The organism is Pseudomonas sp. PVC-3-1 (assembly GCF_057444315.1).
The window spans coordinates 4,115,154-4,141,971 of sequence record NZ_CM172023.1; the positions used below are offsets into that span (position 1 = coordinate 4,115,154).

Here is a 26,818-nt window from a genome sequence, read left to right on the forward strand (position 1 = left end):
ATTCATTAAGCCAGCAGCAGCGCGCCGAGGAGCAGCGCGGCGCCACCCACCAGGGAAGCGGCGTACCAACGCAGGCGGCCGTTCTCGGTGAGGCTGAGGAGTTTGTTGCCACCGCGGGCGGTGAGCGGAACCAGGACCAGGGTCTTGTCGATCGGGTCCGCGGCCAGCAGGCGGCAGATCAGCAGGTAGGGTTTCACGAACAGCTTGTCGTACAGCCAGTCGAAGCCCCAGGCGTGGTACCACCAGGTGCCGAAGAAGCGGCCCGGTGCGCTCTGGGCGACGGCGCTGACGAAGCGGCGCTTGCCGAGGAACAGCAGGCCCGCCAGCAGGATACCGGCGATGGCGATGGCGCCCGAGGCGATTTCCAGGCTGTGCTTGGCTTCACCACCGGCGTGGCCGGCGCTTTCCGGCAGGACGCCGGCCAGCGGCGGAGTGATCAGCGCGCCGATGAAGGTGGAGAGCACGATCAGGACACCCAGCGGCAGCCAGTGGCTGATGCCATGGCCAGCGTGCGCTTCGGTCTTCGCTTCGCCGTGGAAGGCGATGAAGATCAGGCGGAAGGTGTACAGCGAAGTCATGAACGCGCCAACCAGACCGGCGATCAGCAGGTTCTGGTGACCGCTGGCGAAGGCTTCCCAGAGGATCTCGTCCTTGGAGTAGAAGCCGGCGGTCAGGAAGGGCAGGGCGGACAGAGCGGCACCACCGACCACGAAGCTCGCGTAGGCCAGCGGCAGTTTCTTCCACAGGCCACCCATCTTGAAGATGTTCTGCTCGTGGTGGCAGGCGACGATCACCGCACCCGAAGCAAGGAACAGCAGGGCCTTGAAGAAGGCGTGGGTCATCAGGTGGAAGATCGCGCCACCCCAGGCACCCACGCCCAGGGCCAGGAACATGTAGCCGATCTGGCTCATGGTCGAGTAGGCGAGGATGCGCTTGATGTCGGTCTGCACCAGCGCGGCGAAGCCGGCCAGTACCAGGGTCACGGCGCCAATGATGCCGACCAGCTCCAGGACGTTCGGAGCCAGCTCGAACAGGCCGTGGCAGCGGGCGATCAGGTAGACGCCCGCGGTCACCATGGTGGCGGCGTGGATCAGCGCGGAGACCGGAGTCGGGCCGGCCATCGCGTCGGCCAGCCAGGTCTGCAACGGCAGCTGGGCGGATTTGCCGACGGCGCCGCCGAGCAGCATCAGGGTCGCCAGGTTGATCCACAGGTCGCCCTTGGCGAAGTGCTGCGGAGCCAGGACCAGCAGTTCCTGGATGTTCAGTGTGCCCAGGTGCTGGAACAGGATGAACATGCCGATGGCGAAGAACACGTCACCCACGCGGGTCACGATGAAGGCCTTGAGCGCCGCGTTGCCGTTCGGTACGTGGTTGTAATAGAAACCGATCAGCAGGTAGGAGCACAGGCCCACGCCTTCCCAGCCGAAGTACATGAACAGCAGGTTATCGCCCAGCACCAGGAACAGCATGCTGGCGATGAACAGGTTGGTGTACGCGAAGAACCGCGAGTAGCCGGTTTCACCGCGCATGTACCAGGAGGCGAACAGGTGGATCAGGAAGCCGACGCCGGTGACGACGCCGAGCATGGTGACCGAAAGCCCGTCCAGGTAAAGGGTGAAGTTGGTCTTGAAGTCGCCAACGCTCATCCATTGCCACAGCACCAGGCTGTAGGCTCCACCTTCGGGCGGGTTGCTGTGGAAGCTCCAGATCGCCCAGAAGGCGGAGAGGGCGGCCAGGCCCACGGAGCCGACACCGACCAGTGCCGAGAGATTTTCCGACCACTTGCCGCGCGAGAACGAGAGCAGCAGGAAGCCGACCAGGGGGAACAGGAAAGTAAGGGGCAGCAGGTTCATCCGCGCATCTCGCTGGCAGCGTCGATATCGAGGGTATGGAAGCGGCGATACAGCTGGAGCAGGATCGCCAGGCCAATGCTGGCCTCGGCCGCAGCCAGGCTGAGCACCAGGATGAACATCACCTGGCCGTCAGGCTGGCCCCAGCGGGCGCCACCGACCACGAAGGCCAGAGCAGCGGCGTTCATCATCACTTCCAGGCTCATCAGTACGAACAGGATGTTGCGTCGTACCATCAGGCCCACCAGGCCGAAGCAGAACAGCACACCGGCGAGCGCCAGTCCGTGTTCGAGAGGGATTGCATTCATGGTGTTAGTCCTTCGCTTCGTGGCGGCCGAGGTGGTAGGCGGCGACCAGTGCCGCCAGCAGCAGCATCGAGGCCAGTTCGACGACCAGCAGGTACGGGCCGAACAGGCTGATGCCCACGGCCTTGGCGTCCACGGTGGTGTGGCCGATACCGATACCGCTCGGGGTGCGCGAGAGCATCCACAGCAGTTCGACCAGCAGCACGGCAGCCAGGGCGCCGGGGCCGATCCAGACACCGGGCTTGAGCCACTTGCGTTCCTGCTCGGCAATCGCCGGGCCGAGGTTGAGCATCATGACCACGAAGACGAACAGCACCATGATCGCGCCGGCGTAGACGATGATTTCCAGGGCGCCGGCGAACGGAGCGCCGAGGCTGAAGAAGGTCATCGATACCGCCAGCAGCGAAATGATGAGGTAGAGCAGGGCATGCACCGGGTTGCTGTTGGTGATGACCCGGAAGGTTGCCAGCACGGCGACGCCGGCGGCGAAGTAGAAAGCGAATTCCACGCGACGTCTCCTTACGGCAGCAGGCTCTTGACGTTGATCGGTTCGGCCTCGTTCTGCGCGGCGCCTTTCGGCTTGCCGGCGATGGCCATGCCGGCAACGCGGTAGAAGTTGTAGTCCGGGTTCTTGCCGGGGCCGGAGATCAGCAGGTCTTCCTTCTCGTAGACCAGGTCCTGGCGCTTGAACTCGCCCATCTCGAAATCCGGGGTCAGCTGGATCGCGGTGGTCGGGCAGGCTTCTTCGCACAGGCCGCAGAAGATGCAGCGGGAGAAGTTGATGCGGAAGAACTCGGGGTACCAGCGACCGTCTTCGGCCTCGGCCTTCTGCAGGGCGATGCAGCCAACCGGGCAGGCTACTGCGCACAGGTTGCACGCTACGCAGCGCTCCTCGCCGTCGGGGTCGCGGGTGAGGACGATGCGGCCGCGGTAGCGCGGCGGCAGGTACACGGCCTCTTCCGGGTATTGCAGGGTGTCACGCTTGCGGAAGGCGTGACCGAAGATCATCACCAGGCTGCGCAGCTGGGTGTAGGTGCCGTGCACCACGTCGAAAATGTACTTGATCATGGTCGTACTCCTTACTGGGTCGCCAGCACGACAGCGCCGGTCACCAGCAGGTTGATCAGGGTCAGCGGGAGGCAGAACTTCCAGCTGAAGGCCATCACCTGGTCATAGCGCGGGCGTGGGATGGAAGCCCGCAGCAGAATGAACATCATGATGAAGAAGCCGGTTTTCAGGGCGAACCAGAAGAACGGGATCTGCGGCAGGATGCCGAAGGGACCGTGCCAGCCGCCGAAGAACAGGGTCGCCAGCAGCGCGGACACCAGCACGATGCCGATGTACTCGCCGACGAAGAACATGCCCCATTTCATGCCGGCGTACTCGATGTGGTAACCGTCGGCCAGTTCCTGCTCGGCTTCGGGCTGGTCGAACGGGTGACGGTGAGTCACGGCGACGCCGGCGACGAAGAAGGTCATGAAGCCGAAGAACTGCGGGATGATGAACCACATGTGCTCGGCCTGGTAATCGACGATGTCGCGCAGGCTGAACGAACCGACCTGGGCGACGATGCCCATCAGCGACAGAGCCAGGAACACCTCGTAGGAGATGGTCTGGGCCGACGCGCGCAGGCTGCCGAGGAGGGCGAACTTGTTGTTGCTCGACCAGCCGGCGAACAGCACCGCGTAAACGGTCAGGCCGGCCATGGCGAAGAAGAACAGGATGCCGATGTTCAGGTCCGCCACGCCCCAGGTCGGGGTGATCGGGATGACAGCGAAGGCCACCAGCAGCGCACCCATGGCAATCATGGGCGCGAGGGTGAAGATCATCTTGTCGGCGAACGGCGGGGTCCAGTCTTCCTTGAAGAACATCTTCAGCATGTCGGCGCCGAGCTGGAAGGCACCGAAGGGGCCGACCCGGTTCGGACCGTAACGGTCCTGCCAGAGGCCGAGCAGACGACGCTCGACCCAGCTGAGCAGCGCGCCGCAGACGACCACGGCGAGCAGGATGACGATGGCCTTGATGACTTCGATGATGATGTCGACGACGGCGGGTGTCAGCCAGCTCATGCTCATCAAACTCATTGCGCAGCCTCCTGCAGACCTTCAGCCACGGCGCCGATGACACCGGCGGGAATGCCTTGCAGACCGATCGGCAGAGCGACCAGACCGGCGCCAAGCTCTTCGCTCACACGCAGCGGCAAACGCAGTTCCTGGCCCTTGACGGTCAGGCGGATGATTGCACCTTCGTTGACGCCCAGGCGGTCAGCCTCGGCCTTGGCCAGGGTGACGTAGGTCTGCGGGATGCGTTCCTGCACCGGAGCGGCTTTCGAGGAGTTCTCCTCGCTGCCGAACAGGTGATAGAAGGGCACCACCTTGAACTGGCTGGCGGCAGTGTGGAACGGCGCAGGAATCTCGCTGAACCACAGGGCCTCGCCCTTGGCCTCGATCAGGCGTACGCCCGGATCGCCGGCACGCAGGTGGCCACCGACTTCGTCCTGGAACTTGTTCCAGGCCTGCGGGGAGTTCCAGCCCGGAGACCAGGCGAACGGAATCTGCTGACGAGGTTCGCTGCTGCCGGCGTAACCTTCCATGGAGAAGGCGAACGCGGAGTCGATGTCCTGCGGCTGACGCGGCTCGCTGACATTGATGTTGGCGCGCATCGAGGTACGGCCGGAGTAGCGGTGCGGTTCGCGCGCCAGCTTCAGGCCCTTGATGCGGAACGCGGCGTTCGGCGCGGCTTCGCGGATGCCGGCCAGTTGCGGCTTGGCGGCGACGACGGCGTCGATCACGTGGTCCAGCTGGGTCCAGTCGACACGCTTGCCTTCGAGGGTACTGTGCAGGGCGTGCAGCCAGCGCCAGCCTTCGCGGACCAGGTTGTCGGCGTTGTAGTAGGTCGGATCAAAGACCTGGAAGAAGCGCTGGGCGCGACCTTCCTGGCTGACCAAGGTGCCATCGCCTTCGGCGAAGCTGGCGGCCGGCAGCAGGACGGTGGCCTTGGCGCTGGTGGCAGTCTGCTGGTGATCGGCGACGACGACGATCTTCGCAGCGGCCAGGGCGGCATCGACAGCGGCGGCGTCGGCGCGGCGGTACAGGTCGTTCTCCAGGATCACCACGGCATCGGCGGCGCCGGAGGTCAGCTGCTCGAGAGCGGCTTCCACGGAGTCACCGCCGAAGAGGGCCAGGCCCAGGCTGTTGGCTTCCGGAACCACCAGACTCAGGGAGCCATTCTTCTCGCGGTTCTTCAGCGCGCTGGCGATGTTGGCCGCGGCTTCGATCAGGGCGTTGCTGCCCAGCGAGGTGCCGGAGATGACCAGCGGACGCTTGGCGGCGACCAGGGCATCGGCGATGCGCTGGGCGAGGGCGGCGGCTTCGGCGTCGAGGCCGGCAACGGCCGGGGCGCTGGAATCGATGGCGTGGGCCACGGCAAAGCCCAGGCGAGCCAGGTCTTCGGTGGCAGCGTGCACGCACTCGGCGGCGACATCGTCCAGGCGGGTTTCATCGAGGCTGGCGATGAACAGCGGGTTCATCTCGTGCTGAGCGATGGTCTTCACCGCGGCGTCGAGCCACGGCTGGATCTTCATCGCGGCGGCCATGTCCTCGCCCTTGCCTTTTACCGACTGGCGCAGGGCCAGGGCGATACGGGCTGCGGTCTGGGTCAGGTCTTCGCCGAGCACGAATACCGCGTCGTGGTCTTCGATGTCACGGATGGTCGGCACCGGCAGCGGGCCGTCCTGCATGACTTTCAGCACCAGCTGCAGGCGTTGCAGTTCGTCAGCGCAGATGCCGCTGTAGAAGTTCTGCGCGCCGACCAGTTCGACCAGGGCGTAGTTGCTTTCCAGGCTGGCACGTGGCGAACCGATGCCGATGACCTTGCGGCCCTTGAGCAGGGCTGCGGTCTGGTCCAGGGCGCCATCCAGCGAGAGCTTCTGCTTGCTCAGCATCAGCTGTGGCTGACGCGGGCGGTCTTCGCGGTTGACGTAGCCGTAGCCGAAGCGGCCGCGGTCGCACAGGAAGTAGTGGTTCACCGAGCCGTTGTAGCGGTTCTCGATGCGGCGAATTTCACCGTAGCGCTCGCCGGGGCTGATGTTGCAGCCGCTGGAGCAGCCATGGCAGATGCTCGGGGCGAACTGCATGTCCCACTTGCGGTTGTAGCGCTCGGAGTGGGTCTTGTCGGTGAACACGCCGGTCGGGCAGACCTCGGTCAGGTTGCCGGAGAATTCGCTCTCCAGCACACCGTCCTCGATCCGGCCGAAGTAGACGTTGTCGTGCGCGCCGTAGACGCCCAGGTCGGTGCCGCCGGCGTAGTCCTTGTAGTAACGGACGCAGCGGTAGCAGGCGATGCAGCGGTTCATCTCGTGGGCGATGAACGGGCCGAGCTCCTGGTTCTGGTGGGTGCGCTTGGTGAAACGGTACCGGCGCTGGTTGTGACCGGTCATCACCGTCATGTCCTGCAGGTGGCAGTGACCGCCTTCCTCGCAGACCGGGCAGTCGTGCGGGTGGTTGGTCATCAGCCATTCGACGACGCTGGCGCGGAACTGCTTGGCCTCTTCGTCTTCGATGGAAATCCAGGTGTTGTCGGTGGCGGGAGTCATGCAGGACATGACGAGACGACCGCGTTTGTCGTTCTCGTCGGTGTACTGCTTGACCGCGCACTGGCGGCATGCGCCGACGCTTCCGAGCGCCGGGTGCCAGCAGAAGTAGGGGATGTCGAGACCGAGGGAGAGACAGGCCTGCAACAGGTTGTCCGCTCCATCGACTTCTAACGTCTTGCCGTCTACGTGGATCGTGGCCATGGGTCTAAGTCTTCGTTGGCCCGTTGTCAGCGGGCGTGGCTAATAGAAATCACGGTTTCATCGGGCCGGCGGTACGCCGCGGCACAACAACGAAACAACGCCGGGCGCAGCGCCCGGCGATCAAAGCATCAAGCGCCGACGGTCTGCGGTGCTTGTACGGCCTGAGCCTGGCGGGAAATGCCCGCTTCGAACTCAGGACGGAAATACTTCAGTGCGCTGCCCAGCGGCTCGACGGCACCTGGTGCGTGGGCACAGAAGGTCTTGCCCGGGCCGAGGAAGTTGACGAGCTGTTCGAGGGTTTCCAGGTCGCCCTGGGCGCCTTCGCCTTTCTCCAGTGCGCGCAGTACCTTCACGCTCCACGGCAGGCCGTCGCGGCACGGAGTGCACCAGCCGCACGACTCACGGGCGAAGAACTCTTCCATGTTGCGCAGCAGGGAGACCATGTTGACGCTGTCGTCCACCGCCATGGCCAGACCGGTACCCATACGGGTGCCAACCTTGGCGACGCCGCCGGCGTAGAACAGCGCGTCCAGGTGTTCCGGCAGGAGGAAGCCGGTACCGGCGCCGCCCGGCTGCCAGGCCTTGAGCTTGTAGCCATCGCGCATGCCGCCGGCGTAATCCTCGAACAGCTCGCGGGCCGGAAGGCCAAAGGGCAGTTCCCAGATGCCGGGGTTCTTCACCTTGCCGGAGAAGCCCATGAGCTTGGTGCCCATGTCTTCGCTGCCCGGACGGGCCAGACCCTTGTACCAGTCCACGCCGTGCTCGACGATCGCCGGGACGTTGCACAGGGTCTCGACGTTGTTCACGCAGGTCGGCTTGCCCCAGACGCCAACGGCGGCGGGGAAGGGCGGCTTGGAGCGCGGGTTGGCGCGACGGCCTTCCAGCGAGTTGATCAGCGCAGTCTCTTCACCGCAGATGTAGCGGCCGGCGCCGGTGTGCACGAACAGCTCGAAATCGAAGCCGCTGCCGAGGATGTTCTTGCCCAGCAGGCCGGCGGCCTTGGCTTCCTCGATGGCGCGGTTCAGGTTGCGAGCCGCGTCGACGTACTCGCCGCGCAGGAAGATGTAGCCGCGGTAGGCCTTGAGGGCGCGCGCGGAGATCAGCATGCCTTCCACCAGCAGGTGCGGCAGCTGCTCCATGAGCATGCGGTCCTTCCACGTGTTGGGCTCCATCTCGTCCGCGTTGCACAGCAGGTAGCGGATGTTGAGGGATTCGTCCTTGGGCATCAGGCCCCACTTCACGCCGGTGGGGAAGCCCGCACCGCCGCGGCCCTTGAGGCCGGAGTCCTTGACGGTCTGGACGATGTCGTCGGTGGCCATCTGCGCCAGCGCCTTGCGCGCGGCGGCATAGCCATTCTTCGACTGGTACTCCTCCAGCCAGACCGGAGCGCCGTCGTCACGCAGGCGCCAGGTCAGCGGATGGGTTTCGGCCGCGCGCGCGGTGCGGTTGGGCGTGCCGTAGGAGGTGAGGCGACTCATGCGTAGGCCTCCAGCAGTTTGGCGACGCCGTCGGGACGCAGGTCGCCGAAGGTGTCGTCATCGATCATCATCGCCGGTGCCTTGTCGCAGTTGCCCAGGCAGCACACCGGCAGCAGGGTGAAGCGGCCGTCGGCGGTGGTCTGGCCGAGGCCGATGCCCAGCTGCTTCTGGATCTCGCCAACCACGGACTCGTGGCCGCCGATGTAGCAGACCATGCTGTCGCAAACGCGAATGATGTGGCGGCCGACCGGCTGGCGGAAGATCTGGCTATAGAAGGTAGCCACGCCTTCGACGTCGCTGTCGGGGATACCGAGGATGTCGGCAATCGCCGGGATGGCACCGTCCGGCACCCAGCCGCGCTGCTTCTGGACGATCTTCAGGGCTTCGATGGACGCCGCGCGGGAGTCCTCGTAGTGATGCATTTCGTGCTCGATGGCCGAGCGCTCGGTTTCGCTGAGTTCGAAACGATCAGTCTGGATTAGGGTACTCATGATCAGCGGTCCACGTCGGCCATAACGAAGTCGATACTGCCCAGATAGGCGATCAGGTCAGCGATCATGCTGCCGTTGATCACCGACGGAATCTGCTGCAGGTGCGGGAAGCTGGGCGTCCGGATGCGGGTCCGGTAGCTCATGGTGCTGCCATCGCTCGTCAGGTAGTAGCTGTTGATGCCCTTGGTCGCTTCCACCATCTGGAAGGCTTCGTTGGCCGGCATGACCGGGCCCCAGGAAACCTGCAGGAAGTGGGTGATCAGGGTTTCGATGTGCTGCAGCGTGCGCTCTTTGGGCGGCGGCGTGGTCAGCGGGTGGTCGGCCTTGTACGGGCCTTCGGGCATGTTCTTCAGGCACTGCTCGATGATGCGCAGGCTCTGGCGCATTTCACCCATCTTGACCATGCAGCGGTCGTAGGCGTCGCCGTTGGCCGCCAGCGGCACTTCGAACTCGAAGTTCTCGTAGCCGGAGTAGGGGCGGGCTTTACGCAGGTCGAAATCACAGCCGGTGGCGCGCAGGCCGGCGCCGGTGGTGCCCCACTCCAGCGCTTCCTTGGTGTTGTACTGGGCAACGCCGATGGTACGGCCACGCAGGATGCTGTTCTTCAGGGCGGCGGTTTCGTACTCGTCCAGGCGCTTGGGCATCCAGTCGAGGAATTCGCGGACCAGCTTGTCCCAGCCGCGCGGCAGGTCGTGGGCGACGCCACCGATGCGGTACCAGGCCGGGTGCAGGCGGAAGCCGGTGATGGCTTCGACGACCTTGTAGGCGCGCTGGCGGTCGGTGAAGGTGAAGAACACCGGGGTCATCGCACCCACGTCCTGGATGTAGGTACCCAGGTAGAGGAGGTGGTTCAGGATGCGGAAGAACTCCGACATCATGATGCGGATGACGTCAACGCGCTGCGGCACCTTGATGCCGGCGAGCTTCTCGACCGAGAGCACGTACGGCAGGTTGTTCATTACACCGCCGAGGTAGTCGATACGGTCGGTGTAGGGGATGAAGCTGTGCCAGGACTGACGCTCGGCCATCTTCTCGGCGCCACGGTGGTGGTAGCCGATCTCCGGAACGCAGTCGAGGATCTCTTCACCATCCAGCTGCAGGATGATGCGGAACGCACCGTGCGCGGAAGGGTGGTTCGGGCCGAGGTTGAGGAACATGAAGTCCTCGTTCTCGCCGTGGCGCTTCATGCCCCAGTCTTCGGGCTTGAAGCGCAGCGCTTCCTGCTCGAGGTCCTGCTTGGCGGCGGACAGCGCGTAGGGATCGAACTCGGTGGCGCGCGCCGGGTAGTCCTTGCGCAGCGGGTGACCTTCCCAGGTCGGCGGCATCAGCATGCGGGTCAGGTGCGGGTGACCATTGAAGGTGATCCCGTACATGTCCCAGACCTCACGCTCGTACCAGTTGGCGTTCGGCCAGATACGGGTGGCGGTGGGCACGTTGAGGTCGCCTTCGGACAAGGCGACCTTGATCATCACGTCACTATTTCGCTCGAGCGACATCAGGTGGTAGAACACGCTGAAGTCGGCGCCCGGCAGGCCGCGACGGTGGGTGCGCAGGCGCTCGTCCACGCCGTGCAGGTCATAGAGCATGACGTACGGCTTGGGCACATTGCGCAGGAAGGTGAGGACGTCGATCAGGCGCTCACGGGCAACCCAGAGCACCGGCATGCCGGTGCGGGTGGCCTGGACGGTGAAGGTCTCGGCGCCAAAGCGGGAATTCAGTTCGACGACGATATCTTGGTCGTCTGCCTTGTAAGGCGGGATGTACAGAGCGGAGTCTGCATTCATAGTCTTTAAGTCACTCGGTCAACGGTGGAGTGAAAACGGGCCTCTCGTGGAGGGCCGGATCACACTTCGTCGGGGCTGCGCAGGTTGGTGACCGCAATGCGCTGTTCGCGCTTGAGATCCTTCTGGGCAGGCATGTCGGCGCGATAGACGCCTTGATCGCCTACAACCCAGGACAACGGACGACGCTCCTGGCCGATGGATTCCTGCAGCAGCATCAGGCCTTGCAGGAACGCCTCCGGACGGGGCGGGCAGCCGGGGATGTACACGTCCACGGGGAGGAACTTGTCGACCCCCTGAACGACCGAGTAGATGTCGTACATGCCGCCGGAGTTGGCGCACGACCCCATCGAGATCACCCACTTGGGTTCCAGCATCTGCTCGTACAGGCGCTGGATGACCGGAGCCATCTTGATGAAGCAGGTGCCGGCGATGACCATGAAGTCAGCCTGGCGCGGCGATGCACGGATCACTTCGGCGCCGAAACGGGCGATGTCGTGCGGCGCGGTAAACGCCGTGGTCATCTCCACGTAGCAGCAGGACAACCCGAAGTTGTACGGCCACAGGGAGTTCTTGCGACCCCAGTTCACCGCACCGTTGAGAACATCCTCGAGCTTGCCCATGAAGATGTTCTTGTGGACCTGCCCTTCGATGAGCGGGTCTTCTACCGTTTCGCGTTCGCCGATCGGGTATTGATCGTTGGGCGCATCCGGATCGATCCGGGTAAGTTTGTATTGCATCGCCAAAGCCTCATTGTTTTAGCTTCGCCTGCCGTGCGCGACGTGCCGCCGGCGCCCAATCGAGCGCGCCGATACGCCACAGGTAGACAAGACCTGCCAACAGAATTGCTATGAAAATGGTTGCCTCGATCAGACCGGCCCAGCCGCTTTCACGGACGGACACTGACCAGGCGAAAAGGAAGAGGGCTTCGACGTCGAAGATCACGAAGAGCATCGCGACCAGATAGAATTTTGCCGACAGACGCAGACGTGCGCTGCCGGTAGGAACGATCCCCGATTCGAACGGTTCGTTCTTGCTGCGACCAAATGCCTTACTGCCAAGCAGGCTGGAAACCCCTAGCATGAAGGCGAGCAGGCCCAGCACTCCTAAAAGGAAGGCGGCGAGTCCCCAGTGTTGAGCTGCAAGTTCAGCTGGATTGGGCATGCCGATACTCCTTCCTACAAATAACGATTGTCTTGGGTTCCAGGCGCAACGCCTGACTACTGCGAACCCGACAACTCAAGGATAGTGAGCTAAGGGTTCAGGTCATCTTTCCAATTTTATGCCCAAAGCCTTCAGCAAGTAAATTTTTCCAACACAAACAGATGCTTCTATTTCGGGCAAAAGGCTTTTGCATTTCCCGTAGCGCCCTGTTTGCGCGGCTCTGGATGCCTAGTGTGACGGCACTTCGGCTTTGGTCGAATAGTACTTTCGAGGTATTTGTCCGCAATAGATCGATATTCTATAAATGATAAATATTATCATTTGCAGTGTCGTATATCCGTAACTTTACTACATATAAGCGCCGCGGCTTTTATTTCCCCCGGTATCGGACTTCGAATTATTCCTCTGTGAATTCGTTGGTCGCTCAGGTTTCCAGGTGGTTCAATTTCCCTTCCGAACCCACGCCCAGTGCATCTCGCAGCGCACCGGCTCGGCTCCGGAATCGTCCAGAAGCGTGACCTGTACCAGAGCCTCACCTCGATCCTCTTCCAGCATTGCGCGGCGCTGCTCCTGTGTCAGCGTGGCGATGGCGCGCAGGCTACCGCTAGCCCTCCGCAGGTAGTCCACCTTGAGGGTCTTGATCAGTGGCAGCTTGTGGTCCGGCAGGTTCATGCCAACCATGCAGCCGCTGGCGGATTCGGCCAGCAGCGCCATGGCCGCGGCGTGAACGCCGCCGATGTGATTGCGGGCGCGGCGGTGGTTGGCCAGGCTCATGCGCACTTCGCTGTCGGAGAGCTTCTGGATGCGCACGCCAGCCGTGCCGGCGAAGCGCACCTGGGAGCAGAACAGTCGGCTGAGCAGTGGCTCGTGAAGGCGGCGCGGCAGGCGCTGGATGAGCTGGGCGGCGAGTGCGAGGCGGTTGCGCTTGGGCATACCTTTCATGGAGGGGCGTTTCCATTCATATAAAAGGAAGCACGAGGCTGGCATGCGGAGGTGAGCCTGCCCTTGGCGGGCGGGGAGAAGATGTCTGGCGGTTCGGCCAAGCGCAAAAAGCAAAACCCCGGCCGAGGCCGGGGTTTCGTTGAGCCTGCCAGCCCCGAGGGGCCGGTGAGCCAGTTCTTAGTGGAACTGGTTCATGGTGTTGTCTTTACCCGAGGCTTTCAGAGCGGCTTCGCCAGCGAAGTACTCTTTGTGGTTGTCGCCGATGTCCGAGCCAGCCATGTTCTGGTGCTTGACGCAGGCGATACCCTGACGCAGTTCCTGACGCTGAACGCCTTTCACGTAGGCCAGCATGCCCTGGTCGGCGAAGTAGCCTTTGGCCAGGTTGTCGGTCGACAGAGCGGCGGTGTGGTAGGTCGGCAGGGTGATCAGGTGGTGGAAGATGCCGGCGTGGGCAGAGCCATCGCGCTGGAAGGTACGGATCTTCTCGTCAGCAACCTGGGCCAGTTCGGTCTCGTCGTACTCGACACTCATCAGCTTGGCGCGGTCGTAGGCGGAAACGTCCTTGCCTTCGGCGACGAATGCATCGAACACCTGCTGGCGGAAGTTCAGGGTCCAGTTGAACGACGGGCTGTTGTTGTACACCAGCTTGGCGTTCGGGATGACCTGACGAATGCGGTCAACCATGCCCTTGATCTGGCCAACGTGCGGCTTCTCGGTTTCGATCCACAGCAGGTCGGCGCCGTTCTGCAGCGAGGTGATGCAGTCGAGGACGCAACGGTCTTCGCCGGTGCCCTTGCGGAACTGGAACAGGTTGGAGGCCAGGCGCTTCGGACGCAGCAGCTTGCCGCCGCGGTTGATCACCACGTCACCGTTCTGCAGCTCGGCAGCGGAAACTTCCTCGCAATCCAGGAAGGAGTTGTACTGGTCGCCCAGGTCGCCCGGCTCTTTGGTCACGGCGATCTGCTTGGTCAGGCCGGCGCCCAGGGAGTCGGTACGGGCGACGATCACGCCGTCGTCAACACCCAGCTCGAGGAACGCGTAGCGAACGGCGTTGATCTTGGCGAGGAAGTCTTCGTGCGGAACGGTCACTTTGCCGTCCTGGTGGCCGCACTGCTTCTCGTCGGAAACCTGGTTTTCGATCTGGATGCAGCAAGCACCCGCTTCGATCATTTTCTTGGCCAGCAGGTAGGTGGCTTCCGGGTTGCCGAAGCCGGCGTCGATGTCGGCGATGATCGGTACTACGTGGGTTTCGTAGCCGTCGATCTGGGCCTGGATTTCGTCCTGCTTGGCTTTGTCGCCGGCGGCGCGAGCGCTGTCCAGGGCGGTGAAGAGCAGGTCCAGCTCACGGGCGTCAGCCTGGCGCAGGAAGGTGTACAGCTCTTCGATCAGGCCGGAAACGGCGGTTTTCTCGTGCATGGACTGGTCGGGCAGCGGGCCGAAGTCGGAACGCAGCGCGGCAACCATCCAGCCGGACAGGTAGAGGTAGCGCTTGTTGGTGGTCTTCAGGTGCTTCTTGATCGAGATCAGCTTCTGCTGACCGATGAAGCCGTGCCAGCAACCCAGCGACTGGGTGTAGACTGAGGTGTCGGCGTCATACTCGGCCATGTCCTTGCGCATGATGGCCGCAGTGTACTTGGCGATGTCGAGACCAGTCTTGAAGCGGTTCTGAGCGCGCATGCGGGCAACCGACTCGGGGTTGATAGCGCTCCAGCTGTTACCGGTTTTCTCTTTCAGAGCGGCAACGGCCTTGATGTCGTTTTGATAAGCGGACATGGTCAATCCTTCAAAGTATGTGTTTGGTTGAGCACCGACTTACCCACTCAAAACCTGTATCGAAACGGATTTGACTGCGGGTTGCTCGCCGCGGGATGGCGAAGGTACGACCGAAAGGAGGAGTGACGCTGGAGGAGTGGGGTGGCGCGGCGTACAGACGGGTGACTGCAGCGGTGACATCCAGAATCGCTTGCCGGCTCGTGGCAGCCGTTGGGCGATGGTGGACGGCTGAATCCGTCACTTCGTACTGTTGCTTAGGCTTGCTTCCCCGTCCCTCAGGACAACCTCTTGCCAGTCGCAACCTCGTCGATCCGCCTTGTGGGCTTAACAACACGGACCTGCATGGCGGGTGGGCCACTGGCTCGGTCCGAAGGGCTTTGAGGCCCTCTGGTTAGCGGGAGCGAGGCCATCATGCACTTTCAAACGAGCGTTCGTCAAACGTTTTGTAGTGTTTTTTTTGGACTACTACACGAAGGTCTAACGAAGACTGGGAAGTCAGGTACGGAAGGATTAGTCGAGCACTTCGACCTTCACTCGCAGGCTGCTGTCGCTGCGGCCCTGGGTGCTGTACTGGCGGGCAAAGCCGCTCTGGGTGCTCTGGTTGCTCTCGCTGACGCCTCCTATCTCGATCCATTGGCCGATCGGACCGCTGACCCGGGTATCGGTGGAGCTGGTGTTCATCGATCCCTGGTAATTGCCGTTGAAGCGATCGTTGCGAGTGCTCAGGGTGATGTGCACGAGATTGCCGGAGAGGCTCGCGGTCACGTACATGCCCTGGTTGGCGTCGCGGTATTCGGTCTGGCTGTAGACCTGGCCGTAGGGGCCGATGCCGGCGTTGGTCACCGGCTGGCTCTGGCCAACCTGGATGAAGGCGGGCGAGCCTTCGGTGGCGCGGACCTGCTGGGTGCCGCCACCGCGGCTGTTGGTGGAGCGATTGATGATGCGCACCTGGTCGCGACCATTCACTTCGCCGCGGCCGGACTGGATCTCCACGTTGCCGGCGCTGACCGAACCATTCACCGAGTAGCCGCTCTGGCTGCCTTGGCTGCCGTCGACCGTATCGAGGCTGATCAGCAACTGGTGTGGGCGGGTATCAAGCTGTTCGAGCACCTGCTGCAGTTCGCGGATCTTCGCCAGTTCGGCATTCACTACCAGTTGGTTGCCGTAGGCGGTAACCCGGCCTTCGTTGCCCAGTACCTGCTGCGCCACTGGTAGCACGTCTTCGGCGGTGCGGTAGTTGAGCGGGATGATCTCGGTGCGCGGCGCGGCAACGACGCTAAGGCTGAGGGCGCAGGCAAGCATCAGGGTGAGAGGGCGTAGGTTCAAATCAGGAAACTCCGCAGGTTCGGGTCGAGGACGCTGGTGTTCCAGGTCTGTTCGAATTGCGCAATCAGCTGGCGGACGCGGCCGGCGTCGTTGTAGTGCGCGTAGCCGGCATACTCGCCCGGTTCCGGGCGCAGCAGCAGGCCGCAGTCGTCGGCGAGCAGGAAGGCAGGTTCCTCGCTCGGGTAGTCGGGGTTTATCCGGCGGATCTGGCAGTAGCTGGACAGTCGGCGGCTGAGGTTGAGCAGGCGATGGCCTTCCTTTACGGCGCGCGTGCTGTCGCGCACCAGGATCATCAGGCGGTTGCGCGGATTGCCCAGCAGCAGTTGGGTGCAGGCTTCCTGGATGCTGCTGTGGTGATACAGCCAGGGCTCCAGGTCGGGGGTGTAGAGATAAAGCGCGCGGCGTGCCTGCTGGATCAGCGCCAGGGCGTGGGCGCGAGCGTCGTCAGGCTTGTTGAAGCGGTGCAGCCCGTCGCCCTGGCCGAGCCGGAATGGCGCAGGTTCCAGGATGGCGGGCGGCAGGGCTTCGCTGGGCGGGTTGTGGACGGCAAAACGCCCCGGTGACTGAAACTCGATGTCCGGCAGTTCTACCGGGAGGTCGTCTTGGTCCGGGGCGTTATCCATGTCGCTCCTTGCTGGTCGCTGCTCAGGCGCTTTCGCGCACCATGTCCACGTGGGGGAGGCCGGCGTCGAGGAATTCGCCGCTGGCTACCTGGAAGCCTAGCCGTTCGTAGAAGGGAATGGCGTAGACCTGGGCTGTCAGCAACTGGCGCTGCAGCCCCTGGCTTTCTGCCTGCTCGATGGCGGCGCGCATCAGCAGGTCGCCGACCTTCAGGCCGCGCCAGTCCTTGAGGACCGACACCCGGCCGATGTGCCCGTCCGGCAGGAGGCGGGCGGTACCGATGGCGTAGTCGCCTTCGAAGGCCAGGAAGTGCACGGCTTCGACATCCTCGGCGTCCCATTCGAGTTCCGGCGGGACCGATTGCTCGGCGATGAACACCGCCTCGCGAATGCGCCGCAGATCGGCATTATCCTTTTGCCAGTCCGCGACGCGAACCCTGATCTTGCTACTCATCGGCAAACTCCAGACTGCCCTGTTTGATCAGTTCTCCGATGAGCTTACGCCCATCGTCGTCGGCCAGCCATTGGCCGAGATTCCCTTCGTGCAGCGATTCAGCCGAGCACACCAGCTTGAGCAGATCGCGCAGTTTTTCCGGCAGGACCACGGTCTGGCCGCTGGCGAACAGCAGCAGGCCGACGTCCACTTCGCTCCAGGCCATGCGGGCGCTGGGGTTGCGGATCAATACCTCGCCGTCTTCGATGGCGGCGGTCAGGTCGTCTTCCTCGATCTCCTCGCCGGCTACCAGTTCCGGATAGCGCGGCTCGGTCATGAACTGGCCGAACCAGGTGAGCAGCAGGCGTTCGTCGCTCATGTGCTCCTGCAGCAGGTTTTTCAGGCGATCAAGGGCGTCGCGCTGGATCTGGTGCTGGTCGAAGTCGCCTTTCATCGCTGCCATTCCGGCGTCGCTGTAGCGCTCTTCGTCGGAAAGGAACTGGGCGAGGAAGTCGGTGAAGTGGGTCAGTACTTCGGCAGCGCTGGGGGCGCGGAAGCCGACCGAGTAAGTCATGCAGTCGTCTTCGGCGATGCCGTAGTGGGCTACGCGCGGCGGCAGGTAGAGCATGTCGCCGGGCTCCAGTACCCAGTCGGCGCTTTCTTCGAATTCGGCGAGGATGCGCAGGTCGGCGTGCGGCAGCATCGGGCTGCTGGCGTCGCAGGTCTGGCCGACTTTCCAGCGGCGACGGCCGTGGCCCTGCAGCAGGAATACGTCGTAGTTGTCAAAGTGCGGGCCAACGCCGCCGCCGGGAGCGGCGTAGCTGATCATCACGTCATCGATGCGCCAGCTGGGCAGGAACTTGAAGTGTTCCAGCAGCTCGGCGACTTCCGGGATGAACTGGTCGACGGCCTGTACCAGCAGGGTCCAGTCGCGCTCGGGCATCTGGCTGAAGGTGTCTTCCTGGAACGGGCCGCGGCGCAGTTCCCAAGGGCTGTCGCCGTGTTCGAGGACGATGCGCGATTCGATCATCTCTTCCAGGGCGAGGCCAGCCAGCTCGTCAGGGTCAAGCGGGCTCTTGAAGTCGGGGATGGCCTGGCGCACCAGCAGGGGCTTTTTCTGCCAGTAATCGCGGAGGAATTCTTCGGCGCTGATGCCGCCCAAAAGCTGAAGAGGAATAGCAGGATTCATGTGTAAGTCCTTGAAACAAAAACGCCCGGCACAGCCGGGCGTGCAAAGTCAGGGCGAATCTCAGATGCGCTTGGCCTGGGCGGCAGCGTTACCGATGTAGTTCGCGGGAGTCAGTTGCTTCAGCTCGGCCTTGGCTTCTGCCGGCATGTCGAGGCCCTCGATGAACACCTGCAGGGCTTCGGCGCTGATGCCTTTGCCGCGGGTCAGCTCCTTGAGCTTCTCGTAGGGGTTCTCGATGCCGTAGCGGCGCATGACGGTCTGTACCGGCTCGGCCAGGACTTCCCAGCAGGCGTCCAGGTCGTCGGCGATGCGCGCGGCGTTCAGTTCCAGCTTGCTGATGCCCTTGAGGCTGGCTTCGTAGGCGATGACGCTGTGAGCGAAGCCGACGCCCAGGTTGCGCAGCACGGTGGAGTCAGTCAGGTCGCGCTGCCAGCGGGAGATCGGCAGTTTGCTGGCCAGGTGCTGGAGCAGTGCGTTGGCGATGCCGAGGTTGCCTTCGGAGTTCTCGAAGTCGATCGGGTTGACCTTGTGCGGCATGGTCGAGGAGCCGATCTCGCCAGCGATGGTCTTCTGCTTGAAGTAGCCCAGGGAGATGTAGCCCCAGATGTCGCGGTCGAAGTCGATGAGGATGGTGTTGAAGCGTGCGACGGCGTCGAACAGTTCAGCGATGTAGTCGTGCGGTTCGATCTGGGTGGTGTAGGGGTTCCAGTTCAGGCCCAGGTCACCTTCGATGAATTCGCGGGCGTTGGCTTCCCAGTCCACTTGCGGGTAGGCCGACAGGTGGGCGTTGTAGTTGCCCACGGCGCCGTTGATCTTGCCCAGCAGCTCGACCGAAGCAACTTGCTTGATCTGGCGCTCCAGACGGTAGACGACGTTGGCCAGTTCCTTGCCCAGGGTGGTCGGGGAGGCCGGCTGGCCGTGGGTGCGCGAGAGCATCGGCACGTCGGCGAACTTGATCGCGAGCTCGCGGATGGAGTCGGCGATCTGGCGCATCAACGGCAGCAGTACGGTGTCGCGGCCTTCGCGCAGCATCAGGGCGTGGGACAGGTTGTTGATGTCCTCGGAGGTGCAGGCGAAGTGGATGAACTCGCTGACCTTGGCCAGTTCCGGCAGCTTGGCGGCTTGTTCCTTGAGCAGGTATTCCACGGCTTTGACGTCGTGGTTGGTGGTGCGCTCGATGTCCTTGATGCGTTGCGCATGCTCCAGCTGGAAGTCGTCTGCCAGCTGGTTCAGCAGGGCGTTGGCTTCGGCGGAGAAGGGCGCCACTTCAGGGATGCCGGCATGGGCGGCGAGACGCTGCAACCAGCGAACCTCCACCAGGACGCGGAAACGGATCAGACCGTATTCGCTGAAGATCGGACGCAGGGCGCTGGTTTTGCTGCCGTAACGGCCGTCAACGGGGGAAACCGCGGTAAGGGAGGAAAGCTGCATGGGGGCGTTCTCGTAGCTGTCGGTCAACGAAAAGGGCGCACATCATACACGAATGGCGCGAACCGGTCGCCCTTGCGGCGACCGCAAGGGCGTGTTTCAGCCGCGCAGCAGAGGGCGCAGTTCGTTCAGCATTTTCTTCCGGCTGAACAGCATCTGCCAGCGGTTGCCGCCGAGCTGTCGCCACAGGCGCGCGGAGCGGATACCGGCCAACAGCAGGGCGCGGATGCGCGCAGCGTTGGCGTTGATCTGCAGGTGGCGCATGTCGCCATGCACCTGGATGCGCTGGCGGAAGGTGCTCAGGGTGTCCTGGTAAAGACCGGCGCAGGAGGCGATGACGTTCTCGTGGACCAGGCCGAAGTGCTGTACCTGTTGCTGGATCTGGTCCAGGCGGGTGCCCATGATGTCGAGCATGTCGTCGCGCTTGTTCAGCTGGCGTTCCAGGCCGATCAGCGAGAGCGCGTAGCGCAGCGGTTCGCGCTGCAGGCTGTTGGGGTCGCGCTCGAGGGCGCTGACCAGGGCGCGGAAGCCCTCGCGCAGGTTGGCAGTGTCGCCGCCGTAGACGTCGAGGGTGGTCTTCGGGTCGCGCACCAGCAGGCTTCCGAGCATGCAGCCCAGCGGTGCCTCGGGAACCTGGCCGGTGCGGGCCAGGCGGTCTACCAGGGCGGCGGCTTCGAAGACGCCGGAGAGTGCGATGATCTGGTCGTGCAGATCGCTCATGTACGGTCCTTAGCGAACGCGGGTTCTGCGGATTCGATGACACCACCGCCCAGGCAGACTTCGCCGTCATAGAAGACGACGGACTGGCCGGGAGTGACAGCGCGCTGCGGCTCGTCGAAGACGGCACGGTAGCCGTTCTCGGTGCGCTCCAGTACGCAGTCCTGGTCGGCCTGGCGGTAGCGCACCTTGGCGCGCAGGGCCTTGGGCTGGTCCAGGCCGATGGGGTTGACCCAATAGATGTGCGAGGCGTGCAGGGCGCGGGAGAACAGCCACGGATGGTCGTTGCCCTGGCCGACGACCAGGACGTTGCGCGCCAGGTCCTTCTCCAGCACGTACCACGGGCTGTCGTCGGCGTTCTTCAGGCCGCCGATACCCAGGCCCTGGCGCTGGCCGATGGTGTGGTACATCAGGCCGACATGCTTGCCGATGACCTGGCCGTCGGTGGTCTCGATGTCGCCCGGCTGGGCCGGCAGGTACTGCTTGAGGAAGTCGCTGAAGCGGCGCTCACCGATGAAGCAGATGCCGGTGGAGTCCTTCTTCTTCGCGGTGGCCAGGCTGTATTTTTCGGCGATGGCGCGCACTTCGGGCTTTTCCAGTTCGCCGACCGGGAACAGGGTCTTGCCGATCTGCTCGCCGCCCACGGCATGGAGGAAGTAGCTCTGGTCCTTGTTCGGGTCCAGGCCCTTGAGCAACTCGCTGCGGCCGTCGATGTCGCGACGGCGCACGTAGTGGCCGGTGGCGATCAGGTCGGCGCCGAGGGCGACGGCGTAGTCGAGGAAGGCTTTGAACTTGATCTCGCGGTTGCAGAGGATGTCCGGATTCGGCGTGCGGCCGGCCTTGTACTCTTCGAGGAAGTGCTCGAAGACGTTGTCCCAATATTCCGCGGCGAAGTTGGCGGTGTGAAGCTTGACGCCGAGGCGGTCGCAGACGGCCTGGGCATCGGCCAGGTCGGTCATGGCGGTGCAGTATTCGGTGCCGTCGTCCTCTTCCCAGTTTTTCATGAACAGGCCCTCCACCTGGTAGCCCTGTTCCTTGAGGAGGAGGGCGGAGACGGAGGAGTCCACGCCGCCGGACATGCCGACGATGACGCGGGTGTTCTGCGGGGCTTTCAGGGAATCAGACATGGTGGCGCATCACGGGTGCAGGTAAAGGCGGGGATTCTACCAGAGCCGAGCGGCTCAGGCTCGGTTGGGGCTCAGGTGCGGATCAGGCTCAGCGGGAAACGCTCGCCTTCCAGGTAATCGTCGATGCAGCGCAATACCAGGTGGCTGCGCCAGCGCTCGGGCTGGTCGGCCAGTTCATCGCGGGTCAGCCAGCGGGCGCCGAGGATGCCGTCGTCCAGTGCGCGCTCGGGGTTATGGCGCACAGGGCGGGCTGCAAAGCAGACGCGCTGGTAGGTCACGCCGTTGCTTGGCGCGGTGTACAGGTAGATGCCGGTGACGGCCGTCAGCTCGACGTCCCAGCCGGTTTCCTCGAGGGTTTCGCGCACGGCGGCTTCGAGCAGCGTTTCGTTGGCTTCCAGGTGGCCGGCCGGCTGGTTGAACACCTGTTTTTTGTCAGCGGACATTTCTTCCACCAGCAGGAAGCGGCCCTGGTCTTCGACGATGGTGGCGACGGTGACGTGTGCTAGCCAGCGCATGAATCTGGTCTCGTGGTTCGAAAAGGCGCGAGTTTAACGTGGCGGGGCGCAGAAAGCAGAACCCCCGGGAAGGCCCGGGGGTTCTGGTGTCACGCGAAGTGGCTTACGCCAGTGCGTCGATCGCGGCGTTGAAGGTCGCGCTCGGGCGCATGACCTGGCTGGTCAGCTCCGGGTTGGAACGGTAGTAGCCGCCGATTTCCGCCGGCTTGCCCTGGACGCCGTTCAGTTCGGCGACGATGGCCGCTTCCTTCTCGGTCAGGGTCTTGGCCAGGGTGGCGAAGTGAGCCTTCAGCTCGGCGTCGTCATTCTGTTCGGCCAGGGCCTGGGCCCAGTACATGGCCAGGTAGAAGTGGCTGCCGCGGTTGTCGATCTCACCGATCTTGCGCGACGGCGACTTGTTGTTGTCGAGCAGCTTGCCAGTGGCGATGTCCAGGGTCTTGCCCAGTACCTTGGCCTTGGCGTTGTCGGTCTTGATGCCTTCTTCCTCGAAGGAGACGGCCAGGGCCAGGAACTCGCCCAGGGAATCCCAGCGCAGGTAGTTCTCTTCCACCAGCTGCTGTACGTGTTTCGGAGCCGAGCCGCCGGCGCCGGTTTCGTACATGCCGCCGCCCGCCATCAGCGGAACGATGGACAGCATCTTGGCCGAGGTGCCCAGTTCCATGATCGGGAACAGGTCGGTTAGGTAGTCGCGCAGGACGTTGCCGGTCACCGAGATGGTGTCCAGGCCGCGCAGCTGGCGCTCCATGCTGGTGCGGATGGCTTCGTTGTAACCCTTGATGCTGATGTCCAGGCCGGTCAGGTCGTGGTCCTTCAGGTACAGCTCGACCTTCTTGCGCAGCTCGTTGTCGTGGGCGCGCTCCGGGTCCAGCCAGAAGATGGCCGGGGTGTTGGAGGCGCGGGCACGGGTAACGGCCAGCTTGACCCAGTCACGGATCGGGGCGTCCTTGGTCTGGCAGGCGCGCCAGATGTCGCCGGCTTGTACTTCGTGCTGCATCAGGACCTTGCCGTCGGCGTCGACGACGCGCATCACGCCGTCAGCTTCCAGTTCGAAGGTCTTGTCGTGGGAACCGTATTCCTCGGCCTTCTGCGCCATCAGGCCGACGTTCGGTACGCTGCCCATGGTGGTCGGGTCGAACGCGCCGTTGGTTTTGCAGAAGTTGATCATTTCCTGGTAGATGCGGGCGTAGGTGCTTTCCGGCATTACCGCTTTGGTGTCTTTCTGCTTGCCGTCCTTGCCCCACATCTGACCCGAGTTGCGGATCATGGCCGGCATGGAGGCGTCGACGATCACGTCGCTGGGGATGTGCAGGTTGGTGATGCCCTTGACCGAGTCGACCATCGCCATTTCCGGACGGTGGCTGTACACCTCGTGGATGTCGTGCAGGATCTCTTCCTGCTGCGAGGCCGGCAGCGACTTGATCTTGTCGTAGACGCTGGAGATGCCGTTGTTCGGGTTCACGCCCAGCTCTTCGAACAGCTGGCCGTACTTCTCGAACACGTCCTTGTAGTAGACGGTGACGGCGTGGCCGAAGACGATCGGGTGGGAGATCTTCATCATCGTGGCCTTGACGTGCAGGGACCACATGACGCCGGTTTCCTTGCAGTCCTGCAGGGTCTTCTCGAAGAAGGCGCGCAGTTTGCTGCAGCTCATGAACATGCTGTCGAGGACTTCGCCGTCCTGCATCTTCAGGGTCTTCTTGGTCTCGACCTTGCCGTCCTTGCCGACGAACTCGATGCGGACTTCACCGGCCTTCGGGATGGTGACCGACTGCTCGCTGGAGAAGAAGTCGCCGCCACGCATGTAGTCGGCGTGGGAGCGCGAAGCCATGCTCCACTTGCCCATGCTGTGCGGGTGCTTGCGGGCGTAAGCTTTCACGGCGGCCGGGGCGCGGCGGTCGGAGTTGCCTTCACGCAGGACCGGGTTCACGGCGCTGCCCAGTACCTTGGCGTAGCGGGCGCGAGTGTCTTTCTCTGCGTCGGTCTGCGGGTCTTCCGGGAAGTCCGGAACGGCGTAGCCCAGTTTCTGCAGCTCGGCGATGGCGCCCTTGAGCTGCGGCACCGAAGCGGAGATGTTCGGCAGCTTGATGATGTTGGCTTTGGAGTCGGTGGCCAGTTGGGCCAGGTAGGCCAGATCGTCTTCGATCGCCTTGTCGCCGAGCTTGTCAGCGAAGGAGGCCAGGATACGGCCCGAAAGAGAGATGTCGCGGGTCTCGACGTCGATGCCGGCGGAAGCGGCAAAGGCTTTTACGATAGGAAGAAGCGAATAGGTGGCAAGGGCGGGTGCTTCGTCGGTGAAGGTGTAGGTGATCTTCGAGCGGATGGACATCTCGTTCTAACTCTCTTCTTTGCTGGGCGCGCACAGAGTCTCGAATCGCGTTGGTACACGCTTGCGGTCAGCGAAGTGGTTGACCGACCTTCGAGATTTGCCGCGGGGATATTGGGGCGCCAGTAGAGCGTTGTACGGCGGGATCCTGGTGAGGACGTGCGCCGCTGCGAGGAGAGAGTCTGGTCCCAGACTGCTCGGACCTCGATGACCATTAAGTCATGCCGGCCAGTATACCACCCTAAAGGCGGGGTGAAGCGTGTCCCTTTTTTAGACTAAGGAATGATGTGGTTCGATTACCGGCTTGTGAGCTACCCTCAGTGGCTGCAAGAGGGTTTCAACCAAAAAGCGGAGTTCAGCATGGGATACCAAAAGATCCAGGTGCCGGCCGGTGACAAAATCACCGTCAACGCCGATATGTCCTTGAATGTACCGAAGAACCCGATCATCCCCTTCATCGAGGGCGATGGCATTGGCGTCGATATCAGTCCGGTCATGATCAAGGTCGTCGACGCCGCCGTCGAGAAAGCCTACAAAGGCGACCGCAAGATTGCGTGGATGGAAGTCTACGCCGGCGAAAAGGCCACCCAGGTCTACGACCAGGACACCTGGCTGCCCCAGGAAACCCTGGATGCCGTTCGCGATTACGTTGTGTCCATCAAGGGCCCGCTGACCACGCCGGTGGGTGGCGGAATCCGCTCCCTGAACGTGGCCTTGCGCCAGCAATTGGACCTTTATGTCTGCCTGCGCCCGGTTCGCTGGTTCGAAGGCGTACCGAGCCCGGTGAAGAAGCCCGGCGATGTGGACATGGTGATCTTCCGCGAGAACTCCGAAGACATCTATGCCGGCGTCGAATGGAAGGCCGGCACCCCTGAGGCGCAGAAGGTCATCAAATTCCTCACCGAGGAAATGGGCGTCAAGAAGATCCGCTTCACCGACAACTGCGGCATCGGCATCAAGCCGGTTTCCCAGGAGGGCACCAAGCGCCTGGTGCGCAAGGCCCTGCAGTACGCCGTGGACAATGATCGTGACTCCGTCACCATCGTCCACAAGGGCAACATCATGAAATTCACCGAGGGTGCGTTCAAGGACTGGGGCTATGAGATCGCTCGCGACGAGTTCGGTGCTCAGTTGCTCGACGGCGGCCCGTGGATGCAGTTCAAGAACCCCAATACGGGCAAGAACATCGTGGTGAAGGACGTGATCGCCGATGCCATGCTGCAGCAGATCCTGCTGCGCCCGGCCGAATACGATGTGATTGCCACCCTCAACCTGAACGGCGATTACCTGTCCGATGCCCTGGCGGCGGAGGTCGGCGGCATCGGCATCGCGCCGGGCGCCAATCTGTCCGACTCGGTGGCCATGTTCGAGGCGACCCACGGCACTGCGCCCAAGTACGCGGGCCTGGACAAGGTGAACCCGGGGTCGGTGATCCTCTCTGCCGAGATGATGCTGCGCCATATGGGCTGGCCTGAAGCGGCCGACCTGATCATCGACGGTGTGAACGGCGCCATCGCCGCCAAGACCGTGACCTATGACTTCGAGCGACTGATGGACGGCGCCAAGCTGCTGTCGTGCTCCGAGTTCGGCGACGCGATCATCGCCAAGATGTAACCGGGTGATTCCCCGCCCATGAAAAAGGCCGGCTTGCTGCCGGCCTTTTTCGTTTCGTCTGATCCTTGACGAATCAGGCTTCCGCCGTGAGGTTCTCTACCTCGCTGCTCGGAGCAGTCTGCGCGGATGGGGTGGATGCATTGGCGTTGACGGGCTGGATGTTCACCGCGTGCAACCCCTTCGGACCTTGCAGGATCTCGAAACTGACGGGTTGGCCGGCCTTGAGTGTCTTGTAGCCATCCATCTGGATTGCCGAGTAATGAGCAAACAGGTCCTCATCTCGGCCATCAGCCAGGATGAAACCATAGCCCTTGGCGTTGTTGAACCACTTGACCTTACCGCTAAGCATGCTGATATCCCTCTGCAAAGGACTCCATCGCTGGAGTATCATCCACTACTATTCCGCTATGCCTTTTTCTAAAGACTGGCGTCCGGAACTCCTGATACCCTCCGGGGGGTATCCTTTGGTTGTAACACCCTTTTGCCGTTAGTCAAGGCGGCGTCGTCTGGGCCTGAGAGGCGATTCAAACTCCGGCCGGCCCACTCATTCACCCACTCGCAAAGCTTTTATTCCAGCATGCATGCAAGTAGCCAGATTCGACTAACATTCAATCAGGACCGCCCGGATCCATTGGAAGACGACGGAACGGGGCTGGCGGTTGAGGAAGCCAAACCTGCCCTGAAGGCGCCGTCCATGTATCGGGTCATCATGTTCAACGATGATTACACCCCGATGGATTTCGTGGTTGAGGTGCTCGAGCTGTATTTCAACATGAACCGCGAGCAGGCAACCAAGGTCATGTTGACTGTGCATACCCAGGGCAAGGCGCACTGCGGGACCTTTACCCGCGATGTCGCGGAAACCAAAGCCATGCAGGTCAATCAATATGCGAGGGAGAGCCAACATCCACTGTTGTGCGAAATTGAGATAGAAGGTTGATGCGGAT

General features: G+C 63.0%; 25 protein-coding genes. 2 read left to right on the forward strand and 23 right to left on the reverse strand.

Translation table 11 applies throughout. The features are described from left to right. Positions 1 to 5 precede the first annotated feature (5 nt). The 22 genes from nuoL to AC2T4A_RS19115 form a co-directional block, all read right to left on the reverse strand. Positions 6 to 1,853: an NADH-quinone oxidoreductase subunit L gene (nuoL, locus tag AC2T4A_RS19010; RefSeq protein WP_054909447.1), complete on the reverse strand. Its 1,848-nt coding sequence runs from the start codon at positions 1,851 to 1,853 to the stop codon at positions 6 to 8. Further along, positions 1,850 to 2,158: an NADH-quinone oxidoreductase subunit NuoK gene (nuoK, locus tag AC2T4A_RS19015; RefSeq protein WP_017517116.1), complete on the reverse strand. Its 309-nt coding sequence runs from the start codon at positions 2,156 to 2,158 to the stop codon at positions 1,850 to 1,852. Before nuoK ends, nuoL begins: the two co-directional genes overlap by 4 nt. Before the next feature lie 4 nt (positions 2,159 to 2,162). Continuing rightward, positions 2,163 to 2,663 (reverse strand): NADH-quinone oxidoreductase subunit J, encoded by a 501-nt coding sequence (nuoJ, locus tag AC2T4A_RS19020; RefSeq protein WP_017517115.1) that lies wholly within the window; start codon positions 2,661 to 2,663, stop codon positions 2,163 to 2,165. A gap of 11 nt (positions 2,664 to 2,674) precedes the next feature. Continuing rightward, the gene (gene nuoI, locus AC2T4A_RS19025; RefSeq protein ID WP_045214743.1) at positions 2,675 to 3,223 is read right to left on the reverse strand and encodes an NADH-quinone oxidoreductase subunit NuoI; all 549 of its coding nucleotides are present in this window, start codon (positions 3,221 to 3,223) and stop codon (positions 2,675 to 2,677) included. 11 nt (positions 3,224 to 3,234) lie between these two features. After that, on the reverse strand, positions 3,235 to 4,224 hold the full coding sequence (gene nuoH / locus AC2T4A_RS19030) for an NADH-quinone oxidoreductase subunit NuoH (RefSeq protein ID WP_416751526.1): 990 nt from the start codon (positions 4,222 to 4,224) through the stop codon (positions 3,235 to 3,237). Between the two features lie 11 nt (positions 4,225 to 4,235). After that, on the reverse strand, positions 4,236 to 6,950 hold the full coding sequence (gene nuoG, locus AC2T4A_RS19035) for an NADH-quinone oxidoreductase subunit NuoG (RefSeq protein WP_486741530.1): 2,715 nt from the start codon (positions 6,948 to 6,950) through the stop codon (positions 4,236 to 4,238). A 128-nt stretch (positions 6,951 to 7,078) separates the two neighbouring features. After that, positions 7,079 to 8,428 carry an NADH-quinone oxidoreductase subunit NuoF gene (nuoF, locus tag AC2T4A_RS19040; RefSeq protein WP_045214748.1) on the reverse strand — a complete coding sequence of 450 codons (1,350 nt, stop codon included), beginning with the start codon at positions 8,426 to 8,428 and terminating at the stop codon, positions 7,079 to 7,081. Continuing rightward, positions 8,425 to 8,925, reverse strand: a complete 501-nt coding sequence (nuoE, locus tag AC2T4A_RS19045; RefSeq protein WP_169887231.1) for an NADH-quinone oxidoreductase subunit NuoE — start codon at positions 8,923 to 8,925, stop codon at positions 8,425 to 8,427. The genes nuoF and nuoE overlap by 4 nt, the downstream gene beginning before the upstream one ends. Beyond that, on the reverse strand, positions 8,922 to 10,703 hold the full coding sequence (nuoC, locus tag AC2T4A_RS19050; protein ID WP_045214752.1) for an NADH-quinone oxidoreductase subunit C/D: 1,782 nt from the start codon (positions 10,701 to 10,703) through the stop codon (positions 8,922 to 8,924). The genes nuoE and nuoC overlap by 4 nt, the downstream gene beginning before the upstream one ends. A gap of 59 nt (positions 10,704 to 10,762) precedes the next feature. Further along, the gene (locus AC2T4A_RS19055) at positions 10,763 to 11,440 is read right to left on the reverse strand and encodes a NuoB/complex I 20 kDa subunit family protein (protein WP_045214755.1); all 678 of its coding nucleotides are present in this window, start codon (positions 11,438 to 11,440) and stop codon (positions 10,763 to 10,765) included. Positions 11,441 to 11,450: 10 nt separating this feature from the next. Beyond that, complete coding sequence (locus AC2T4A_RS19060; protein ID WP_017517108.1) at positions 11,451 to 11,864, reverse strand: NADH-quinone oxidoreductase subunit A; 414 nt, start codon at positions 11,862 to 11,864, stop codon at positions 11,451 to 11,453. A 441-nt stretch (positions 11,865 to 12,305) separates the two neighbouring features. After that, the gene (locus tag AC2T4A_RS19065) at positions 12,306 to 12,797 is read right to left on the reverse strand and encodes a DUF4442 domain-containing protein (protein WP_478379623.1); all 492 of its coding nucleotides are present in this window, start codon (positions 12,795 to 12,797) and stop codon (positions 12,306 to 12,308) included. Between the two features lie 186 nt (positions 12,798 to 12,983). After that, entirely contained in the window at positions 12,984 to 14,579 is a 1,596-nt protein-coding gene (locus tag AC2T4A_RS19070) for an isocitrate lyase (RefSeq protein WP_054909443.1), read from the reverse strand. 510 nt (positions 14,580 to 15,089) lie between these two features. Continuing rightward, the gene (locus AC2T4A_RS19075; RefSeq protein WP_486743698.1) at positions 15,090 to 15,881 is read right to left on the reverse strand and encodes a secretin N-terminal domain-containing protein; all 792 of its coding nucleotides are present in this window, start codon (positions 15,879 to 15,881) and stop codon (positions 15,090 to 15,092) included. A gap of 20 nt (positions 15,882 to 15,901) precedes the next feature. Continuing rightward, positions 15,902 to 16,528: a DUF7931 domain-containing protein gene (locus AC2T4A_RS19080; RefSeq protein ID WP_486741531.1), complete on the reverse strand. Its 627-nt coding sequence runs from the start codon at positions 16,526 to 16,528 to the stop codon at positions 15,902 to 15,904. Between the two features lie 22 nt (positions 16,529 to 16,550). After that, positions 16,551 to 16,979: a GNAT family N-acetyltransferase gene (locus AC2T4A_RS19085; protein WP_017517103.1), complete on the reverse strand. Its 429-nt coding sequence runs from the start codon at positions 16,977 to 16,979 to the stop codon at positions 16,551 to 16,553. Next, on the reverse strand, positions 16,972 to 18,147 hold the full coding sequence (locus AC2T4A_RS19090) for a ribosomal protein uL16 3-hydroxylase (protein WP_138215500.1): 1,176 nt from the start codon (positions 18,145 to 18,147) through the stop codon (positions 16,972 to 16,974). The genes AC2T4A_RS19085 and AC2T4A_RS19090 overlap by 8 nt, the downstream gene beginning before the upstream one ends. A gap of 60 nt (positions 18,148 to 18,207) precedes the next feature. Next, the gene (gene purB / locus AC2T4A_RS19095) at positions 18,208 to 19,578 is read right to left on the reverse strand and encodes an adenylosuccinate lyase (RefSeq protein ID WP_416751494.1); all 1,371 of its coding nucleotides are present in this window, start codon (positions 19,576 to 19,578) and stop codon (positions 18,208 to 18,210) included. 96 nt (positions 19,579 to 19,674) lie between these two features. After that, positions 19,675 to 20,295, reverse strand: coding sequence for a high frequency lysogenization protein HflD (gene hflD, locus AC2T4A_RS19100; protein WP_045214777.1), 621 nt, complete (start codon positions 20,293 to 20,295; stop codon positions 19,675 to 19,677). Beyond that, positions 20,292 to 21,419 carry a tRNA 2-thiouridine(34) synthase MnmA gene (gene mnmA, locus AC2T4A_RS19105; protein ID WP_486741532.1) on the reverse strand — a complete coding sequence of 376 codons (1,128 nt, stop codon included), beginning with the start codon at positions 21,417 to 21,419 and terminating at the stop codon, positions 20,292 to 20,294. Before mnmA ends, hflD begins: the two co-directional genes overlap by 4 nt. A gap of 71 nt (positions 21,420 to 21,490) precedes the next feature. Then, positions 21,491 to 21,934, reverse strand: a complete 444-nt coding sequence (locus AC2T4A_RS19110; protein WP_416751490.1) for an NUDIX hydrolase — start codon at positions 21,932 to 21,934, stop codon at positions 21,491 to 21,493. A gap of 103 nt (positions 21,935 to 22,037) precedes the next feature. Beyond that, positions 22,038 to 24,260 carry an NADP-dependent isocitrate dehydrogenase gene (locus tag AC2T4A_RS19115; protein ID WP_416751488.1) on the reverse strand — a complete coding sequence of 741 codons (2,223 nt, stop codon included), beginning with the start codon at positions 24,258 to 24,260 and terminating at the stop codon, positions 22,038 to 22,040. A gap of 357 nt (positions 24,261 to 24,617) precedes the next feature. Between AC2T4A_RS19115 and icd the strand changes: the two genes are divergently transcribed. Beyond that, positions 24,618 to 25,871, forward strand: a complete 1,254-nt coding sequence (gene icd / locus AC2T4A_RS19120) for an NADP-dependent isocitrate dehydrogenase (protein WP_416751486.1) — start codon at positions 24,618 to 24,620, stop codon at positions 25,869 to 25,871. Positions 25,872 to 25,944: 73 nt separating this feature from the next. On the opposite strand, the gene cspD is transcribed toward icd, so the two are convergent. Further along, the gene (gene cspD, locus AC2T4A_RS19125; protein ID WP_045214920.1) at positions 25,945 to 26,220 is read right to left on the reverse strand and encodes a cold shock domain-containing protein CspD; all 276 of its coding nucleotides are present in this window, start codon (positions 26,218 to 26,220) and stop codon (positions 25,945 to 25,947) included. A 228-nt stretch (positions 26,221 to 26,448) separates the two neighbouring features. Here cspD and clpS point away from each other — a divergent pair, with 228 nt between their 5' ends. Beyond that, the gene (gene clpS, locus AC2T4A_RS19130; RefSeq protein ID WP_138526520.1) at positions 26,449 to 26,811 is read left to right on the forward strand and encodes an ATP-dependent Clp protease adapter ClpS; all 363 of its coding nucleotides are present in this window, start codon (positions 26,449 to 26,451) and stop codon (positions 26,809 to 26,811) included. Positions 26,812 to 26,818 lie beyond the last annotated feature (7 nt).